Consider the following 18,870-nt stretch of genomic DNA (forward strand, 5'->3'; position numbering starts at 1 on the left):
AAATGGCTCGTTATTCTCGACTGCAAAAACTCGGCTCTTATATGCGCCCGCACTGGAAACCAACATTCTGGGGCGTTTTTTCGCTATTAGTTGTCAATGCTGTGGGCGTTTATATTCCCCTGCTGATTCGGAATTCAGTTGACACTCTCCAAGTGGCGACTAAATTTGACGAAGTTTTCAACTTCGTGGCACTCATTCTGATTCTCGCGTCAATCATGTGGGTGATTCGGATGGCGTCGCGGATTTTGCTGTTTGGCGTCGGGCGTCAAGTCGAATTTGATCTCAAACAGCAAATATTTAATCATTTATTAACATTAGAACCGTCTTATTTTGCCGCCAATACGGTAGGAGATTTAATTAACCGCGCTACTTCAGATTTGGACAATATTCGGCGCTTGGTAGGGTTTGCGGTGCTGAGTTTGGCGAATACAGCTTTTGCTTATGCTTTGACTTTGCCGGTGATGCTGGGGATTAATGTAAGGCTGACGCTGTTGGCGATCGCAGTTTATCCTTTAATGCTGGTTTTGGTACAGTTATTTAGCGACAAACTTCGCATCCAACAGTTAGCCGTGCAAGAGGAATTGTCGGCGATGAGCGATTTGATTCAGGAAGATATGAGCGGGATGTCCGTAATTAAAATCTACGCTCAAGAAGAAAACGAACGCCGAGCTTTTCGCAATTCCAACGCACAGTTGCTATCAGCAAATTTGGAATTAGCAAAAACTAGAAACTTTATTTTTCCGCTACTGGGCGGTTTGGCAAGCATCAGTTTGTTGGTGCTACTTTCGGCAGGTGGCGGGGCAATTGCTAAGGGTCAAATTAGCATTGGCGATTTTGTGGCGTTGCTGATTTATGTCGAGCGCTTGGTGTTTCCGACGGCGCTGTTGGGTTTCACAATTACTGCTTACCAGCGGGGAGAAGTGAGTGTCGATCGCATCGAATCAATTCTGACTGTGGAACCGCAAATTAAGGATGCTGCCCATGCAGTTGAACTGGCAACTCCAGTTAAAGGCGAAATAGTCGCCCGCCATCTAAATTATACTTATCCCGGTGCTAAGACACCCGCGCTTAAAGACGTTGATTTTACCATAAAACCGGGAGAAACTGTCGCAATTGTTGGCGCGATCGGCTCAGGAAAATCAACTTTAGCTAATGCGCTGCCACGCTTGCTAGATATCTATCCGGGTCAGTTATTTGTAGACGGACAGGATATTACCAAGGTAAAATTGACCGAATTGCGCGGGGCGATCGCCTACGTTCCCCAAGAAAGTTTTCTGTTCGGCACTACCATCAAGAATAACATCCGCTACGGAAACCCTTTAGCGGAACAGCCGGAGATTGAAGCCGCAGCAAAACAAGCGCAAATTCACGCCGAAATCCTCAACTTCCCGCAGCAGTACAAAACAGTTGTCGGCGAGCGCGGCATTACTTTATCCGGCGGACAGCGACAGCGGACTGCACTTGCTCGCGCTTTGTTAGTTGACGCCCCGGTGTTAATTTTGGATGACGCTCTTTCCAGCGTTGACAATCAAACTGCTACCGACATTTTGCGAAACTTGGCAACGGGAACCGATCGCAAAACGGTAATTTTTATCTCGCATCAAATGTCAGCGGCGGCTAGTGCCGATCGCATTTTTGTGATGGAGAGAGGAGAAATAGTTCAGAGCGGCACTCACCTTGAATTGGTAGGGGAAACAGGGCTTTATCAGTATTTGTGGAACCAGCAAAAATTAGAGGAATTGCTGCATTGACCAGTGACCGATACTTTGAGTAATCTAGAGTTAGACCCTAGATAAATAGGTAGGTGCAAATAAACTGGTCGCGAGGAGGGCGGGTTTTGTCCGAATAAACTGGCTGCTAGTATAGCTCCCGGTTAAACCAGCCCGATCCATCTAATGTTTATTTGTAACCACCTACTTAACTAGGAAAGTTAGGGTTGAAATTGATCCCACTACCTGCACCGCTCATCATAGCCTTTGGCTGATAAAAAAGCCACCAGATTCATTGCCCCCGATTTTAATTAGCTACATTACTCAAGGGAATTTCTTCTTGTTCTTGGAATAATTTAATCGATTGCAGACTATCTGAAGCAGCATCCCAAAGAATGAATTGGAAGCAGTTAGGAATATCGCCAATTGTCAGGGCTTTTGAATTACCCAGCAGGTGAATATTAGCATTGTGACAAGCTTGAAGATTATAGTTGGGTATTCGCTCAGAAAGATGATGAATATTGTGGTAAGCAATATCAGCAGAAAACCAATTGAGAATAGTCGGTAATTTTAGGTAACTACTGCCTTCAATTGCGCCGAGAAGATAGTCCCAACCTTCCCCTTTATGAGCGTAAGAACCGTCAAAATTATGCTGAACAAAGAAAATACAGATAAATATCGCTGCTGAACAGGTCATGACAATTGAGTAAACACTCCAGAAAAAGCCAAACCCCAGTAAGTTGCTCAGATAAATCCAGCTACCAACAACACAAATATTGTTGAACAGTAAATCCCAAAATTCAGCAGTCGTATACCAATGTTTGGATTTATAAGAAGCAATGATTGCAGATAAACCCATGCCTAAATCTTCATTTAGACCAGCAAAAATATGTCGGCTAAAACCAGTAATTCCCAATATTAGCGCGAGTCGTGGCTTAATAATTAGATAGAAAAAACCACCGGGAAACAGCATCAATGGGTGTCTGAGTAACTGATACATCTTTTTACTAAATGGACTTAGCGCCGCAAATTGTTCGGTGGATATCAACGCCGAAGGGCCGCGGTACATATCCCAATTACCATTATGTTTGTGGTGATAAGCGTGTCCCCTCGACCAGGGGTACTGAGGAATCGCATTGATAATACCTAGCAGAAAACCCATCAGGCGATTGACTTTTTTGGAACTAAAAAGAGAATAGTGTCCGCAATCGTGCATCAAAGAGAAACAACGTCCTGAAAAAAGTGTCATCAACACCATTATCGGCGGCAGCAGGAATACAGAAATGGCAGCAGCTTTAAATGCTAAAAACCATAAAAATGTATAAGGAATCACTGTATTGAGTATTTGGCAACTAGCTTTCAAGTTGTTGCTCTTCATATAAGGAGTTAGCACAAAATCCGACTTTTTGAGCGCGCTTTTCATTCAGTATGTCTATGGTGTGTGGATAAGTGCTTAGCTTAGCATCAGGAGAGGTTCGCTATTTGGGGTTTTGTTTTATTGCAGGTAATGGGGTAAATTTCGTTTGAAAATTTACCCATACTTTACCAATCTGCTGATAATTTTTAGTTCATTAGCTCCTCCTTTAGATTGTCTCGTCAAGCGGAAATTTATCGCAGCTTTGACGTAATTTATCATAACAAACTGCCGGAGTAATTGCTAATCCTTCCCGCAAATATATTTTTATTTGACCGTCACCTATTAGGATAATAATTTCTTGGGTGGGATTGTAGGGAGCCATGATTTGAATAAATGTGAGAGAGGAGATGGCTTTATTGACTGTCGTTGCCAATCATCTTTGAGCGACAATTCAGTTATAAATTGTAAGTGATGCGGCACCGTATCAACCTGCCACTTCACAGGTGTATTGATAGGCCGATCTACATAACAAATCACCAGGCGTGAAAAATCCATTTCAAGCAGTGTATTCAATAGTCAGCATATTTTGGTGAATGAACAGATTCTGTCAATACCCAAAGCTACCTTGCGGCTTGTTATCTTCAACTCGCATTGATTTCTTGCCGCAGCACTGTAGCAGACTTTACCATATTTTTCAGCGCGGGAACAGTCTGCAATAAAGAATCTGTCTCTAATTTCCCACTCAAAAATGCTTTCAGGGGTTTCTTTATTTCCCGGTTGTTACCAATCCGATGATATTCCCATGTCTCAGCGAGAATTGTTGCAACTCTGGTTTGTGTGCAGAAAAAACTGTAAAGCCTGTCAGCCGCCGAGCAAATTGCTGCACCCGAAGGCATTAATATGATTGTTAGTTGCACGATCGCCATTCAGTGATTGATTTATGCCGCTATTGTTGCTTGCATCGTCTGTGGCATACTTGACCGTTGCGGGATCTACCCCAACTCTATCGCAGGTTCAAAAGTTGGGCTACTGGCGAAAACTTTTTATAGGCGGGCGATAGGGGCGATCGACAAACCGCCAATCTCGGAAACCAAAGCTGACACAACATCCAGAAGCGCAGAGGATTTTGGCTCAACTCCTTGAGAATATAATTTGAAGAGCGATCGCAATTGCCTGCGTTTTTTGTGCTCGGAGATAGCTCGGATTTGCTACAATCTAATCGCACACGCGACAAGAAATGGGTTATGACCGAACTATTAGATGAGACGCTTTCTATTGAAATGGCCGCTCGCATCAAAAGCAACCGTAAAAACTGCTTTGACAACGCCTGTAAAGCAGCGTTAGCAACCGAGGGCGCGATTTATGTTCAAGGCTTTTTAGCCGTGCCGGGAGTGCCATATAAACCCATCGAATATAGCTGGATTGAACTCGACGAGCGAATTGTTGACCCAACCTTTCCCCATCTCGGTTTCATCGCTCAAGACATTCATTACTTCCCAGTCCAGCGCTTCAGCGTCAAGAAACTCAAAGCAATCCTAGAAGAATCAAAAGAAGATTATCCTGAAGACGACCCGCTGCCGATTTATGGCAATCAACCTTATGAATATTACGGCGATTTGATGTTAGGCGGTAGCGATTACCAAAATGCTTACGATTTGGCGGCCACTAAATGCAGGGAATTGAACCAACCCAAAAAACAGGATGCGAACTAATCAGGACTAAGGCAAAAAAATGGTTTGACGCGCTACTTACACTGGAAAGGTGCGCAGTGCGCACCCTACGTATAGAGGTTTAAGTAAGTGCTGAAGATCCAAACCTCGAATAATGAAAAGCAGCCAATAACGGATCTAATTTCTGATTCCCAATCCAATCAGCCAACAATTTAGCCGTCACCGGAGCCAACAAAATGCCATTGCGGTAATGCCCCGTAGCCCATGTCAAATTCTCCCAAGCACTAGCACCCAAAATCGGCAACTCATCAGGAGTAGTCGGCCGAAATCCCCACCAAAACTCCAGAATCGGATAATTTTGTAATTCGGGATATAACTTAATCGCTCCTGCTAGCAAACTTTGGATTCCCGCAGGCGTATTTCCCGGCGTAAAATCGACATTTTCGCTAGTTGCACCAATAATAATTCTGCCATCTTGACGCGGCACAATATAAATGCCAGTCCCGAATAGAACGGTTTGCAGGGGCTGGATAATTCCACAATCTTCTGGTACACATACTGACAGCATTTGTCCCTTTCTTGGAAAAACAGGAACATTCAATAACTGCTCCGACCAAGGGCCCGCAGCCAAAACATAACGGTCAGCTTGTAATTTTCCTGCCGTTGTTTCCACTCCAAAAACTAGGTTTCCCTGCCGAATAATTTCCCCGGCATTGCCTTGAATAATCTCAATCTGCAATTCTTTAGTTGCGGCCTGAAGCGTCCGAAATAAAGCGCGGTTGTCTACTTGAGCGTCGTCAGGATACCACCAACCGCCAATTACTTCTTGACCTAATCCAAACTGGTGTTTGCGAACAGTATTTCTGTCCAACCATTGATAATTAAGATTTGACAAAAGTGGCTTTTCTTGAGGATCGTTTTGACAAACTGGTGCGAGAATTCCCGATCGCCAATATCCCGTTTTCAATCCGGTAATATTCTCTAGCCGTTCCACCCAGGCGGGATACAGTGCGCGGCTTTGCAAGCACAAATCCAGCATCGGACTGGGGGGAATTCGTTCGGCTTGCGGGGCAAGCATTCCCGCGGCAGCCCGGGCAGTCGGTTGTTTAGAATCGGCGGTGAGAACCGCGACAGATGCCCCTCGCAATTTCAGTTCTACTGCTAGCGAAAGACCAATTATTCCGCCGCCAATAATCAGAATATCTTTAGATGAATTCATTAACTTTTATATGGACTTTCTGGCTTTTTTAACCTCTCGGATTTCTTTATGATAAGGTGCCCCGCGTGCACCTTACAGTGAGAATTCTTGCACAAGTCTTACAGATTATCTGGCAAGGCGATCGTCCTATCTGCCTTCGTTAACAAAAAATCTATGCTTGGGGTTTCCAGACAGTTTCAGAACCTTGACCCCAGAAACCGTCATATTTTGTCACCTTAATATCGCCTAAAACCTTGGTTTGGCAGGACAAACGGCGGTTGGAGGCGGGAGAATGGGGAGGAACCGAAAGTCGGGCTTTTTCGCGCCACTGCGCCTCGGAAACTTCGCCCTCGACGGTGACGGCGCAGGTGCCACAAGTGCCGAGGCCGTGGCAGTTGATGACTTTGGCGTTGCCGTTGTAGAGATCGATGCCGTTTTTGAGCAATACTTCACGGAGATTCGCTCCGCGATCGCACTCAAATGTTTTGCCTTGCGCTTGTACCTTGACCACAGCTATTTACCCCAGTTAGATTTATGTTAATTTTCCTATATATTATCGCATTAAATTCAAATAAATTCATCTAATATGGTAAGTGATATATTACCAATTTCTCGATCGCAATTTCCCATGACAAATCGGCTCTGGATCTACGATACCACGCTGCGAGACGGTGCTCAGTGTGAGGGACTCTCCTTATCTCTCGAAGACAAACTGCGAATTGCTCGGCAGTTAGACAGTTTAGGAATTCCCTTTATTGAAGGCGGCTGGCCGGGGGCGAATCCTAAAGACGTACAATTTTTTTGGCGTCTCAAAGAACAGCCCCTAACTCAAGCAGAAGTTGTAGCTTTTTGTTCGACTAGGCGGCCGGGAACTACAGCAGCTAATGATGAAATGTTGCAGGCTATTTTGTCCGCCGGTACTCGCTGGGTGACGCTGTTTGGCAAGTCGTGGGATTTGCACGTTATTGAAAGTTTGAAGACGACACTAGAAGAAAATTTGGCGATGATTCGAGATACAATTGAATATTTGCGGAGTCAGGGAAGGCGCGTTATTTACGATGCCGAACACTGGTTTGACGGCTACAAACACAATCCAGATTATGCTATTAAAACTTTAGAAGTAGCTGCCGATGCCGGTGCAGAATGGCTAGTGCTTTGCGATACTAACGGGGGTACTTTACCTCACGAAGTCAGTCAGGTTGTTTGCGATGTTTTAGAAGCTTTAGGAACCGATCGCGAAAAATCTTTACAATTAGGAATTCACACTCACAACGACTCGGGAGTTGCGGTTGCTAATGCTTTGGCTGCTGTGCGGGAAGGAGTGACGATGGTACAGGGAACTATTAACGGTTACGGCGAACGCTGTGGCAATGCCGATTTATGTTCCTTAATTCCTAATTTTCAGCTAAAGTTGGGTCATAATTGCATTGAAAACGAGCAATTAGTTAGATTAACTCAAGTAAGTCGCTCGATTAGTGAAATTGTCAATCTTGCTCCTGACGATCGTGCTCCTTTTGTCGGTCTTTCGGCATTTGCTCACAAAGGCGGAATCCACGTATCGGCTGTTGAGAAAAATCCGTTAACTTACGAACATTTGGAACCGGAAAAAATTGGCAACAGGCGGCGAATTGTGATTTCGGATCAAGCCGGTTTGAGCAATGTTTTGGCGAAGGCGCGCACTTTTGGAATGGATCTCGATCGCAAAAATCCTGCTTGCCGCCAAATTTTGGAAAAATTGAAAAATTTGGAAAGCCAGGGATATCAATTTGAGGGTGCTGAGGCTTCTTTTGAATTGTTAATGCGAGAGGCTTTGGGAAAGCGCAAGCATTTATTTGAAATCAAAGGTTTCCAAGTTCACTGCGATAAAGGTAAGGAGGAGACAGTTAATTCTTTAGCAACCGTGAAAGTGACTGTTAACGGTCAAGATATTCTGGAATGCGCGGAAGGGAACGGGCCTGTTTCGGCACTTGATGCGGCTTTGCGGAAGGCTTTGCGGAATTTTTATCCGGCAATTACTGATTTTAACTTAACAGATTATAAGGTGCGAATTCTGGACGGATGTGCGGGAACTTCTGCTAAAACTCGCGTTTTGGTTGAGTTTAGCAACGGTCAAGACCGCTGGACGACTGTGGGGGTTTCTGGTAATATTTTGGATGCTTCTTATCAGGCGGTTGTTGAGGGTTTGGAGTATGGTTTGGTGTTGGGAGATAGGGAGGCGATCGTTTTAACTGTGTCGAGTTATTAGGTTAACGGCGAAGAGAATTTGCCTGAATATCGATGTTTAAATAGATACCAAATACCAAGGGGAGCATCTCAATGAAAGCAGCCAAGCTAGAAATTGGAGTTTTGAGGCAGGAGGCTCTATTGCTTCGAGGCAGGAGGAAAGAGTCAGAAGGAAGGAGCCAGAAGAAGTGTTTTTACAAATATGAGATGCTCCCCTACTTTTGGGAGCATCTCAATGAAAGCAGCCAAACTAGAAATTGGAGTTTTGAGGCAGGAGGAAAGAGTCAGAAGGAAAGAGCCAGAAGAAGTGTTTTTACAAATATGAGATGCTCCCCTACTTTTTCACCTCATTATTATTACCTTCTCCAACGATCGATCGCATTCCTTCGAGCGTAGCGGGAATGCTGCGCGGGTCCATAAACATCACCTTGCTGCTGTCGCTGGTGCCAATTTTTAGACCCATATCCAGATAGTTTTGAGCTAACAAAAATTGTAAAGCTTCCCGAGCAGTGGGGTCATTTTGCAGAGTTTTGGCGATTATTTGCAAGGCCTCAGAAGTAGCTTGAGCTTTCAAAACCTGACTTTGGCGTTCTGCTTGAGCTTTCAGGACGATCGCCTTTTGTTGAGCTTCCGCTTCCAAAATAGTCGCTTTTTGGCGCGCTTCTGCATCCAGAACTTGCGCTTCTGCTTTACCTTTGGCGCTGTTAACTGCTGACTCGCGTTCGCCCTCGGATGTCAGAATTGCCGCCCGCTTGCGTCGATCGGCTGCCATCTGCAATTCCATCGATTCCTGTACAGTTTTAGAAGGGATAATATCGCGCAATTCTACCCGCGTTACTTTCACTCCCCAAGGATCGGTAACAATATCTAAATCTCTGAGCAAGATTTCATTAATTTGAGAACGAGCAGTAAAGGTTTGTTCGAGATCCAGTTGACCCATTTCGGCGCGAATTTGAGTCAGCACCATATTTACCATTGCTGACTGGAGATTTTCTACTTTGTAACAAGCTTTTTCCAAGTCTACAATGCGCCAGTAAACCACAGCATCAACGGTGATGGAAACGTTGTCGCGGGTAATACAAGCTTGCGGAGGAATATCTAAGACTTTTTCCCGAATTGTTTGCTCGTACACGACGCGATCGAGAAACGGCTTGACAAAATTCAAACCGGGTTCCAGTTTCTTGCCACTGTATTTACCTAAAGTTTCCACCAGCGCTTCATTTCCCTGATTGATAATCTTGACGGAACCTGCGAGGGCTGAGCCGCCGAGTGCTAAAAATACAAGTAAAAAAAATTGTTCCACGGTCGTCTCCTATAAATATAGAGTGTTGACTGTTGACTGTTCTATGTTGACTAATGACTGATGACTAACTACTAATTGCCTGTGATTAATTACGCATTTTGTTTAAGAATGCAAGAGATTTTCTGGCAAAACTATCAGAGTAGTGCCTTTCCGTCCCACGACAATTACGTTTTGGTTGGGGGGGATAGTGGCCTTCGTGTCTTCGCAGCGAGCTTGCCAAGAATTCCCCTCATAAATGACTCTGCCGGCTTCTCCGGGGGGAATTTCTGTCAAAGTTTTTGCTTCCTGAGAATCTGCGATCGCCCTTGCGGTGCCTTTTGGTATCAACCGCCGAGACAGCATCACAAAAACTGTCGAAAAAACCATCCACAGGAATATTTGTAAATTAACGTAAGGTAGAACTAGAGAGCATCCAGCTACGGCGAAGGCGCTCAGTCCCATCATAAAAGCGACAAAAGCAGTCGGGAGAAATAGCTCTGCCAAACAGAGCAAAGACCCAGCTAGCAGCCAAAGGAGCGTCGGAGTCAAGATCATAAAAAGAATAGGTGATACTATTTAGATCTTAGATTGGAAATTTAAGATTTAAGAATTGCCAACAACTGACTGTGCAAGGGTTTGCGACTTGCAGCCGCTCAGAGCGATTTTTCGCGCTGCCTTACCAGGTTGAGGCTTCCATCCTACTCCAAGTCAGAGTTCACTAACTTAAATTACAATTTAAGCCGGTGCAGACTGGCAGAAACTACAATTTCTAGGGGCCCAAAGGCAGTTAAGAAATTGATAGGGGCTAAAATCAGTTTATTCTCAAGCTCATGAATTTGGGCTTGCGAATCATATATCTTCAGAATGTTTTTACACAAACTATTTCGATATGATCAGCAGTTTCTCCGAACCCATTTATTGCCCGAATCTTAGCTGTGCCGATCCCCGCAATACCTTTGGCCGCCAGCACTGTGCAGCTTGCGAAACCGATTTAATTTATCGCTATGTGTGGGTGGTGGGGCAAGCAGCCGAGGAAGTGCCGGTGGGTAAGGTAATAGCCGATCGATACTTTGTCATTGCACCCCAAATCTGGCTCGACAGCCGTCCAGTTGTGCCTCCCAGCGTCCCGGAACAACTGCCGGATAGCATTATGCCTTACCTGCATTTGTATCCCCAACGGCTGCATACGCCGGAAGTATACGGTTTTTGTGCGCTAGGGGAAGCACCGGAAGCGACAGAGGTGCTGTTGTTGGAAAATGTGCCCATCAATAATTTCGGTCGCCTGTATCCTTCTATTTTAGAATCTTGGTCGGGGACAAGCGCCGCGCGCCAAGTTTACTGGCTGTGGCAAATGCTCCAACTGTGGGCGCCGCTGTCGGAACAAGGAGTAGCTTCGAGTTTGCTGGTACCGGAAAATTTGCGGGTGGAAGGTTGGCGGGTACGCCTGCTGGAACTGCACCGGGGCAATTTTGTACCGACGCTGCGGGATTTGGGAGATGTGTGGTCAGGTTTGGTGGAATCAGCGCAACCCGAGGTGCAGTCGAAACTCGGAGAGATTTGTCAGTTTATGCGCCGCAGCAGCATGAATTTCGACGCGATCGCCCTGGAACTAAACGATTTATTATTAGAACAAGCCGCTAAATTGCCTCTACATTTAGAAGTAGTCGGCATGACCGATACCGGGCCGCAGCGCTCCAAAAATGAAGACAGTTGCTATCCGGTTGCTACTGATTTTCAATTTAGCAAAACTTCAGGGGGCGAGAAACTAATTCCTTACTTGACAATGGTTTGCGACGGGGTTGGAGGCCACGAAGGAGGAGAAGTTGCCAGTCAATTAGCCGTCCAGTCCATGAAAGCTTTAATCCAAAATTTGCTCGCAGAAATTGCTGAACAAGAAGAGTTGATGACGCCTACAATGGTCATCAAGCAACTCGAAGAAATAGTGAAAGTTGTGAATAATGTGATTTCCGCTCAAAATAACGAGCAGGGAAAAGAGTTGCGACAGCGGATGGGGACGACTTTGGTGATGGCCCTCCAGTTGCCTCAAAAAGTGAAAATTTCCGAGGATTTGCCCTCGAATAACAGTCACGAACTTTATTTGGTCAATGTTGGAGACAGCCGGGCTTATTGGATTGGCAAAAATTACTGTCACCGGCTGACTGTGGACGACGACGTAGCCTCAAGGGAAGTCCAGCTAGGACACTGTTTATACTGGGAAACTCAACTGCGAGCCGATGCAGGAGCCCTGACTCAAGCTTTGGGAACGCGGGACGGCGATTTCCTGCGCCCGACGATTCAGCGATTTATTGTCGAAGAGGAAGGCTTACTGCTGCTGTGTTCCGACGGTTTGAGCGACAACGACTGGGTAGAGAAATCTTGGGAGAATTACGGCCCAGAGGTGCTCGATGGCAAAATGTCTTTGGAAGCTGCAGTTCAGTCTTGGATTCGTCTCGCCAACGAGAAAAACGGTTATGACAACACCTCGGTGGTGGCCACTCACTGTCGGATGTCGCCGGAGAGATTGGTACTGTTTGATCCGGCGGTGGCGTCAGCGCCGGCGTCAGCGCCAGCGTCCGCCTCGGTGTCGCTGCCGCCGTCCCTGCCGCGGTCCCTCCAGAAGTCCGGGAGGATTCCAGAATCTCAGCTTTCAGAATCGTCCAAACAGTTGTTATACCCCGAAACTTCCCCCGCCCCGGAACCCGTTCAACAACGGCGATCCAAGCTGCCGCTTCCCCTACTGGGGGTGTTGGGGCTGATATTAGCCGGCGGCGGTTTAGGTTTGTGGGTGCAAAGCCTCCAAAGCCGCCAGCCAGAGCCCGCACCACTTCCGCCACCGCCGGAAACTCCCGCCCCAAGTTTTTCGGAGAGTCCCTCGCCCGGTGCCGAGAGTCCCTCGCCGTCGCCCGAATCGAGCCCTGCGGAAATTCCGCCGCCCGATAGCGAGAGTCTCTCGCCGTCGCCCGAATCAACTCCTGCGGAAATTCCGCCGCCCGCTAGCGAGAGTCTCTCGCCGTCGCCCGAATCAACTCCTGCGGAAATTCCGCCACCCGAAGAAACGGAAACTCCGCCATCAGCGGAGTAAGGGAGATTACACCTCTTGCAAAAATCCTTTTCCTCAATTGATGGGCCCCAGAGCCCGTCCTAATTATTTTTGCAAGAGGTCTATTGAATTAATTTGAGGCAGAAGGAAAGAGGCAGAAGGAAGGAGCCAGAAGAAGTGTTTTTACAAATATGAGATGCTCCATCACAGTTAATGATTTTGTATCATAGTCCGCTGGCAGAAACAAGATGGCTAAAAAGTCAGCCATCGCTACAAAAAGCAGTTTAAAATTCCTAATAATTCCAGTTCAACTAACAATTAGCGATTAGCAACTAACAACATAAGCTTTTTTTATCTTGACGGCGCACAATTTATTAACTATAATTACCAGGCCAAAAATAACAAAAATCTTACGCCTAACAGTTTTTCTCAAATAACCGTTAAACTATTCTAACGTTTGCGCGTAGCCAACCTCGCAGGCACAACCTATATCTGTTAAGGATTCGTCCTGATTCACAGGAGCAAGATTTTAAAATATGCATCTCAGCGAACTGACTCACCCAAACCAATTACACGGCCTCTCGATTCATCAACTCGAACAAATTGCCCGACAAATTCGAGAAAAGCATTTAGAAACTGTAGCCGCTAGCGGCGGCCACCTCGGCCCAGGATTGGGTGTAGTCGAACTGACCTTAGCACTCTACCAAACACTCGACCTCGATCGCGACAAAGTTACTTGGGATGTCGGCCACCAAGCTTATCCTCACAAATTAATCACCGGCCGCTACAACCAATTCCACACCCTGCGCCAAAAAGACGGCGTTGCAGGCTATCTCAAGCGCTGCGAGAGCAAATTTGACCACTTCGGTGCAGGTCACGCTTCCACAAGCATTTCCGCAGCACTAGGAATGGCAATGGCGCGCGACCTCAAGGGAGAAAACTTTAAAACTGTAGCAGTCATCGGCGACGGCGCCTTGACGGGCGGCATGGCACTCGAAGCGATTAACCACGCGGGCCATATGCCGAAAACCAATTTGTTAGTTGTGCTCAACGACAACGAGATGTCAATCTCGCCCAACGTCGGCGCAATTACCCGCTATCTGAACAAGATGCGATTGTCGCCACCGGTGCAGTTTCTCAAAGATAACTTAGAGGAACAATTCAAACACATTCCCTTTGTCGGCGAAACTTTTACTCCAGAAATGGAACGCCTCAAAGAAGGGATGAAACGCTTGGCAGTCTCGAAAGTTGGAGCAGTAATTGAAGAATTGGGCTTTACTTACATGGGCCCGGTAGATGGACACAATTTGGAAGAGTTAATTGCCACTTTCAAACAAGCTCATACCATTCAAGGGCCGGTGTTGGTTCACGTTGTGACGGTGAAGGGCAAAGGATATGCGATCGCCGAAAAAGACCAAGTAGGATATCACGCCCAAAATCCCTTTAACTTAGCCACCGGCAAAGGCATTCCCTCCACCAAACCCAAGCCTCCAGCTTACTCGAAAGTCTTTGCCCACGCCCTGGTCAAGCTAGCAGAAGATAATCCCAAAATTGTCGGCATTACCGCTGCAATGGCAACCGGAACAGGTCTGGATAAACTTCATGAAAAACTGCCGAAACAGTACATTGATGTCGGCATTGCCGAACAACACGCCGTGACTTTATCCGCTGGTTTAGCCTGCGAAGGAATGCGCCCGGTTGTGGCAATTTACTCGACATTTGTGCAGCGGGGATACGACCAAATAATTCACGATGTCTGTATCCAAAATTTGCCAGTTTTCTTCTGTTTGGATCGCGCCGGAATAGTTGGCGCTGACGGCCCCACCCACCAAGGAATGTACGACATTTCTTTCTTGCGGTGTCTGCCAAATATGACAATTATGGCGCCAAAAGATGAGGCAGAATTGCAGCGGATGGTCGTCACAGGAATCAACCACACCAGCGGCCCGATCGCGATGCGTTACCCGCGCGGTAACGGTTACGGCGTACCTTTGATGGAGGAAGGTTGGGAAGAATTGCCGATCGGCAAAGCCGAAATTCTCCGCAACGGCGACGATTTGCTGATCTTGGGTTACGGTTCAATGGTTTATCCGGCAATGCAAACCGCCCAGATTCTGAGCGAGCACGGTATTGAAGCAACTGTCATCAATGCGCGTTTTGTCAAGCCTTTGGACACTGAATTAATCTTGCCTTTAGCACAGCGAATCGGCAAAGTTGTCACAATGGAAGAAGGCTGTTTGATGGGCGGCTTTGGTTCAGCAGTAGCTGAATCTTTGCTCGACAATAATGTTCTCGTGCCACTGATGCGGTTGGGTGTACCCGATACCTTGGTAGATCATGCAACGCCTGAACAATCATTTGCCAGTTTGGGATTAAATCCGTCGCAAATGTGCGATCGTATCTTAGCCACATTCAGCCGCAAACAGTCTCCTGTTAGCGTGTAAATAGCTCGAATTGTAGGGTGCGCCTAGCGCACCTTACCCTTCGAGATCCGAGCAGCAGGATTGAAGGAAGACTTGAGGATAAGGGAGAAAAACAATGACTAACGTGAAACCAAATCGTACCTTAAATTTTAATCGGCCGCCAGTGGCTAAAAAATCGGCGGTTAGTAGTTGATATGTCGGCAGGTATTGTGACATGGGAAGCGAGTTAAAAGCAAAATGAATTTAAAAAGTTTTGACATAGTAATAGTAGGAGCCGGCCCTGCAGGCGGTCACTGCGCGAGAATCCTAGCCAAATCCGGTCACAAAGTCTTGCTGGCAGAGCAAAACGACAATTTTAATAAAAATGACTTTTCTAGTGCCGCCACGCCTCTAGAAACCCTCTCTAAATTTGATTTGCCCGAATCCGTTATCGGCAGTTTTTGGCACAAACTTACTATTGAAACTAGCAAAGTCAGTCAAACTTGGGAGTCTCCCGAAAGCTTGGGAGTGGTTCTCAACTTTGCTAAATTTAGAACATTTTTAGCACGCGAAGTTGAGGAATTTGGCGGTGAAGTTTGGCTTGGTTATCGCTACATTCGACACTCACAAGAAAACAGCGAAACAATAGTTGAATTCAAACAGTTATCCGACGGTCAAATTATCAAAGTTAGCACGAAAGTATTGGTTGATGCTACTGGCTTTGCTAGGGCGATTATGTACGAAAAAGAGAATGATAAGCCAGATTTTTTGTCGGGAACCGGAATCGAATATTTAATTGAAGTAGAGCCAGAAGTTTACAATAAATACAGCGGTGATTTAATCTTCTTTTTGGGCGATAAATGGATGCCGAAGGGTTATTCCTGGATATTCCCAATGGAACAAAACAGGCTGAAAGTTGGTGCGGGGCGCATTTTTTTAGATCCGAAAACGGTGAAGCATTTGTCGCCGCTGAAAAAATATATTGATTTACTGATTGATGAATATCTGAATTCTAAAAATTTTAAAATTATTGACAAACACGGTTCGACGCTGAAATACAGTCCTGGTTTGAAGGATATTTATTGTAAGGATAATATAATTGCGATCGGCGATAGTGTTTCGACAGTAAATTTTTTGGGTGGGGAAGGGATTAGACACGGGATGGATGGTGCCCAAATCGCCGGGAAATATATTCAAAGCTATTTGGAGGGGAAAATTTCAGATTTTCGGGATTATGAGACGGAAATGCACCGCAAGTTTGATAAGAAATGGAATATTTCGGAAAGGTTGGCGGTGAGAAAATATATCGATGATGTTAACGATCAACTGACCGATAAAATGATTTCTTATTTAAAGTATATGAAAACTGAAGATGTTATGGATATTTTATTTTATTATAAGTTTGAGAAGATTTCCAGAGGGTTAGGCGGTTATTTGCAGCGGAAAATCAAGGGATTGATTAAGCGATTTCACTTGTAAGGTGCGTCTGTTGAGAAATTGTTAATTGAGGGAAAAATATCGCTGGCTGACTCACCCTACAAACCTAATTGCCATAGAAAATTTTCTGCTGTAACTTTAATGCGCGGTAGCGACAGTAAAGCATCGTCAAAACTGCTAAAATTTGACCTATACGATACACCAAAAGTATACCCACTCGCTCCAATTAAATGCGCTACGATTGGATCGACATCCCCATAAGGATAGGCAAAAGATTTAACCGATTTCTCTAATCCCCGTTCCAAGATAGCACGGGATTTCGCCCCCTCCCGCACAATTTCTGTCGGCGACAATGCAGTAAGAGGTTGATGAGTAGCAGACATCGAACCGACTTCAATTCCTGCATCCCGCAGTTGCCGAATTTCCTGCCATCCCATTAACTGCACTTCTTCAAATTCGGCTTTTTCCCAACTATTTGTCTTTCCTATCGACTCCGCTACAAGAAAAACAGTCGCTGTAAAATCAAAGCGTTTTAGCAGAGGCCAAGCATATTGGAAAAAGTCGAGATAGCCACCGTCAAAAGTCATCAATACAGCTTTACCGGGTAAAGGAGTTTTATCCCGTTTCGCACTTTGCCAATTTTCCCAACTCGCACTATAATAACCGCGATCTTTGAGATACTGCAACTGTTGTTCCAAAACCTGCGGAGTAACTGCGTCTAAACCGTCAGGAGAAATGCGACGGTAGGCGAGAATCGGCAGCCTTTGTGTAACGCTATAATTGTTAAAAACTTGAGGTTTCACCGAGCGAGAAACTTCCCGATAAGAAGATTTTGAGCCAATGATTTCCGGTGCGTAAAATACTTGCTTTGGAAACTCGTTTTCTGGGGCAATTTCAATTGTCGGTTCCCCCGCGATTGCTGCCGCTGACGCGATTTCCTGCAGCGCTGCCGCCGGGAGTGCGGCTCGGCGGCTGACACTCGTTCCGATCGCACCCGATCGCCTGCCGAATATCACCGCATTTTGGGGATAAATGCCCCCAGCACCCGGTGCATTCAACCAGTCGGGCAAATTCGACCTTTGTTGAGCACAAGAGGCTAAGCGCGATCGCAGCCCTTGCTTGCCGTTGAGTGGTTTTCCCAACAAAGCTTCTCGCACGGCGACGACGCACAACTCAAAACCGCTATTTCGAGTAATTGTCGATCGCAATTTTTGAGCCGAAACAAAATTATTTTCCACCGCAACACTGACAATACCGACAGCAACGCCGCCTACTTTCACCAGCACGTCTATTTCAGGAAGCTCAACTTTTATATTAGTAAATTCCTCGCTAACTTCTACAGCCATCAAATCTTTTTCGAGCGTAATTGTTGGGACTTCCTCAGCTATTTCAGGATTGTAGAAATCCTCCAAATGCCAATGCGGACGCCCCCATAATTCTTGCAAAAATAGCGTCCAGTCATGTTTAGGCTGCAATGGTTCCAGCAAAGTTTGCCACAATCTATTGCCTTTTTCGCAGCGATTGCGTTGAAAGAAGCGATCGAGAATTTGCCACGCAAACTGGGCTGCGATCGCATCCGTCAAAACCGCAGCCGCCACCATGCCATTGCAAATCGGCAATTCAATAATACCGAGTTTAATTCCTTCTAGTTTGATCGTAGAGCACAGGCGATCGTGTATTTGCGGAAGAGCGCAAATATCGGAAATTGGTTCGCTCACTTCCACCGTCAACTTCCAGGCAATTTCACCCTTGACTCGCTTAATGTTATCTAAAATATATCTGATTTCATTGCTTTTAAAAATTTTATGATATTTCTGAACTTTATTACTTTTAACCTCTCTCTCGATCCCTTGGTGCCAAGGTAGATTTAAACTGAGATGAGCAGCTTTTTCTTGATAAAATTTTAGCATTCTATCATCATATTCAATTTCCATAAAATCACAAATTTCTTCTAATTTTTTGAGTTTATTATCTAGAATTTCCTCATACTTGACTAATATATGATTAGATTTTTTAGCATATTTGTGACTAATTAACATCGCCTCTTTCCAGCGAGTTATACAGTGGTTTAAATCCCAACCCGGCCCCCATAAATCATGAGAATTTCTAGTAGCCTCATGCAGAGAAGCTATGGTATCCATACTGTTTCGTAAAATATGTATAAATTTAGCATCCGGCAACAACCGCTGTATATCCTCAATAAAATATATGTGTTCTGGCGTTTTTTCCAACCAAATACTTTTGTTTTGTTCCGTCGCCAAACCATCCAAAATTTCGACAAACCACCTAACTTTAGTGCCTACAGTTTGACTATCATCAAAACCTTGCAAAAGTTCAGGGCGATTAATCTCATCCTTAAAAAAAGCTTCCATCCTACTAGGAAACTTTCGCACAAATTTTTTGTACAGCAAATAGTGAAAAAACTTAGATTCAGGAAAAGAAATAACTTCAGGATGAGCGGCTAACAAACTTTGAAGCATGGTTGTGCCGCTCCTCGGAGAGCCTACTAAAAATATCCTTTTCATTTTTATACCTCATAAATGGTTTGTGAA

14 protein-coding genes are annotated in these 18,870 nt (G+C 45.5%); 6 read left to right on the forward strand and 8 right to left on the reverse strand.

Annotated features, from left to right (window positions below):
• The first annotated feature begins 2 nt into the window (after window positions 1–2).
• A complete protein-coding gene (locus QUB77_RS24200) occupies window positions 3–1,751 on the forward strand; it encodes an ABC transporter ATP-binding protein (RefSeq protein WP_333172200.1) in 1,749 nt (582 codons plus the stop codon).
• A gap of 265 nt (window positions 1,752–2,016) precedes the next feature.
• On the opposite strand, the gene QUB77_RS24205 is transcribed toward QUB77_RS24200, so the two are convergent.
• From QUB77_RS24205 to QUB77_RS24215, 3 genes are all read right to left on the reverse strand, one after another.
• The gene (locus QUB77_RS24205) at window positions 2,017–3,042 is read right to left on the reverse strand and encodes a fatty acid desaturase (RefSeq protein WP_333172202.1); all 1,026 of its coding nucleotides are present in this window, start codon (window positions 3,040–3,042) and stop codon (window positions 2,017–2,019) included.
• Window positions 3,043–3,292: 250 nt separating this feature from the next.
• Window positions 3,293–3,499, reverse strand: coding sequence for a hypothetical protein (locus QUB77_RS24210; RefSeq protein ID WP_333172204.1), 207 nt, complete (start codon window positions 3,497–3,499; stop codon window positions 3,293–3,295).
• A 208-nt stretch (window positions 3,500–3,707) separates the two neighbouring features.
• The gene (locus tag QUB77_RS24215) at window positions 3,708–3,983 is read right to left on the reverse strand and encodes a hypothetical protein (protein WP_333172206.1); all 276 of its coding nucleotides are present in this window, start codon (window positions 3,981–3,983) and stop codon (window positions 3,708–3,710) included.
• Between the two features lie 327 nt (window positions 3,984–4,310).
• Here QUB77_RS24215 and QUB77_RS24220 point away from each other — a divergent pair, with 327 nt between their 5' ends.
• A complete protein-coding gene (locus QUB77_RS24220; RefSeq protein WP_333172208.1) occupies window positions 4,311–4,778 on the forward strand; it encodes a hypothetical protein in 468 nt (155 codons plus the stop codon).
• A 79-nt stretch (window positions 4,779–4,857) separates the two neighbouring features.
• Here the strand turns inward: QUB77_RS24220 and thiO are convergent, their stop codons facing one another.
• Window positions 4,858–5,955, reverse strand: a complete 1,098-nt coding sequence (gene thiO, locus QUB77_RS24225) for a glycine oxidase ThiO (RefSeq protein ID WP_333172209.1) — start codon at window positions 5,953–5,955, stop codon at window positions 4,858–4,860.
• Between the two features lie 151 nt (window positions 5,956–6,106).
• Window positions 6,107–6,445: a 2Fe-2S iron-sulfur cluster-binding protein gene (locus tag QUB77_RS24230; protein WP_333172211.1), complete on the reverse strand. Its 339-nt coding sequence runs from the start codon at window positions 6,443–6,445 to the stop codon at window positions 6,107–6,109.
• A gap of 75 nt (window positions 6,446–6,520) precedes the next feature.
• On the opposite strand from QUB77_RS24230, the gene cimA reads away from it, so the two are divergent.
• Window positions 6,521–8,179, forward strand: coding sequence for a citramalate synthase (cimA, locus tag QUB77_RS24235; RefSeq protein ID WP_445251898.1), 1,659 nt, complete (start codon window positions 6,521–6,523; stop codon window positions 8,177–8,179).
• A gap of 312 nt (window positions 8,180–8,491) precedes the next feature.
• Here cimA and QUB77_RS24240 read toward each other — a convergent pair whose 3' ends face one another.
• Both QUB77_RS24240 and QUB77_RS24245 read right to left on the reverse strand, forming a co-directional pair.
• Window positions 8,492–9,460 (reverse strand): SPFH domain-containing protein, encoded by a 969-nt coding sequence (locus tag QUB77_RS24240; protein WP_333323557.1) that lies wholly within the window; start codon window positions 9,458–9,460, stop codon window positions 8,492–8,494.
• 102 nt (window positions 9,461–9,562) lie between these two features.
• The gene (locus QUB77_RS24245; RefSeq protein ID WP_333323559.1) at window positions 9,563–9,994 is read right to left on the reverse strand and encodes an NfeD family protein; all 432 of its coding nucleotides are present in this window, start codon (window positions 9,992–9,994) and stop codon (window positions 9,563–9,565) included.
• Window positions 9,995–10,328: 334 nt separating this feature from the next.
• On the opposite strand from QUB77_RS24245, the gene QUB77_RS24250 reads away from it, so the two are divergent.
• The 3 genes from QUB77_RS24250 to QUB77_RS24260 all read left to right on the forward strand — a co-directional run bounded on the left by QUB77_RS24250 (window position 10,329) and on the right by QUB77_RS24260 (window position 16,360).
• Window positions 10,329–12,521: a protein phosphatase 2C domain-containing protein gene (locus QUB77_RS24250; protein WP_333323561.1), complete on the forward strand. Its 2,193-nt coding sequence runs from the start codon at window positions 10,329–10,331 to the stop codon at window positions 12,519–12,521.
• A 494-nt stretch (window positions 12,522–13,015) separates the two neighbouring features.
• Complete coding sequence (dxs, locus tag QUB77_RS24255; protein WP_333323563.1) at window positions 13,016–14,923, forward strand: 1-deoxy-D-xylulose-5-phosphate synthase; 1,908 nt, start codon at window positions 13,016–13,018, stop codon at window positions 14,921–14,923.
• A gap of 216 nt (window positions 14,924–15,139) precedes the next feature.
• Window positions 15,140–16,360, forward strand: a complete 1,221-nt coding sequence (locus QUB77_RS24260) for an NAD(P)/FAD-dependent oxidoreductase (protein WP_333323565.1) — start codon at window positions 15,140–15,142, stop codon at window positions 16,358–16,360.
• Window positions 16,361–16,416: 56 nt separating this feature from the next.
• Here the strand turns inward: QUB77_RS24260 and QUB77_RS24265 are convergent, their stop codons facing one another.
• Window positions 16,417–18,843 (reverse strand): sulfotransferase, encoded by a 2,427-nt coding sequence (locus QUB77_RS24265; RefSeq protein WP_333323567.1) that lies wholly within the window; start codon window positions 18,841–18,843, stop codon window positions 16,417–16,419.
• Window positions 18,844–18,870: the final 27 nt, after the last annotated feature.

This window comes from Microcoleus sp. AT9b-C3 (assembly GCF_036705485.1).
Taxonomy (GTDB): Bacteria; Cyanobacteriota; Cyanobacteriia; order Cyanobacteriales; family Microcoleaceae; genus Microcoleus.

Bases quoted from the DNA above. Each gene is read 5' to 3' on its own strand.
- QUB77_RS24200 (WP_333172200.1), top strand. From the start codon at position 3: ATGGCTCGTTATTCTCGACTGCAAAAACTCGGCTCTTATATGCGCCCG.
- cimA (WP_445251898.1), top strand. From the start codon at position 6,521: ATGGTAAGTGATATATTACCAATTTCTCGATCGCAATTTCCCATGACA.
- dxs (WP_333323563.1), top strand. From the start codon at position 13,016: ATGCATCTCAGCGAACTGACTCACCCAAACCAATTACACGGCCTCTCG.
- QUB77_RS24245 (WP_333323559.1), bottom strand. From the start codon at position 9,994: ATGATCTTGACTCCGACGCTCCTTTGGCTGCTAGCTGGGTCTTTGCTC.
- QUB77_RS24250 (WP_333323561.1), top strand. From the start codon at position 10,329: ATGATCAGCAGTTTCTCCGAACCCATTTATTGCCCGAATCTTAGCTGT.
- thiO (WP_333172209.1), bottom strand. From the start codon at position 5,955: ATGAATTCATCTAAAGATATTCTGATTATTGGCGGCGGAATAATTGGT.
- QUB77_RS24260 (WP_333323565.1), top strand. From the start codon at position 15,140: ATGAATTTAAAAAGTTTTGACATAGTAATAGTAGGAGCCGGCCCTGCA.
- QUB77_RS24265 (WP_333323567.1), bottom strand. From the start codon at position 18,843: ATGAAAAGGATATTTTTAGTAGGCTCTCCGAGGAGCGGCACAACCATG.
- QUB77_RS24220 (WP_333172208.1), top strand. From the start codon at position 4,311: ATGACCGAACTATTAGATGAGACGCTTTCTATTGAAATGGCCGCTCGC.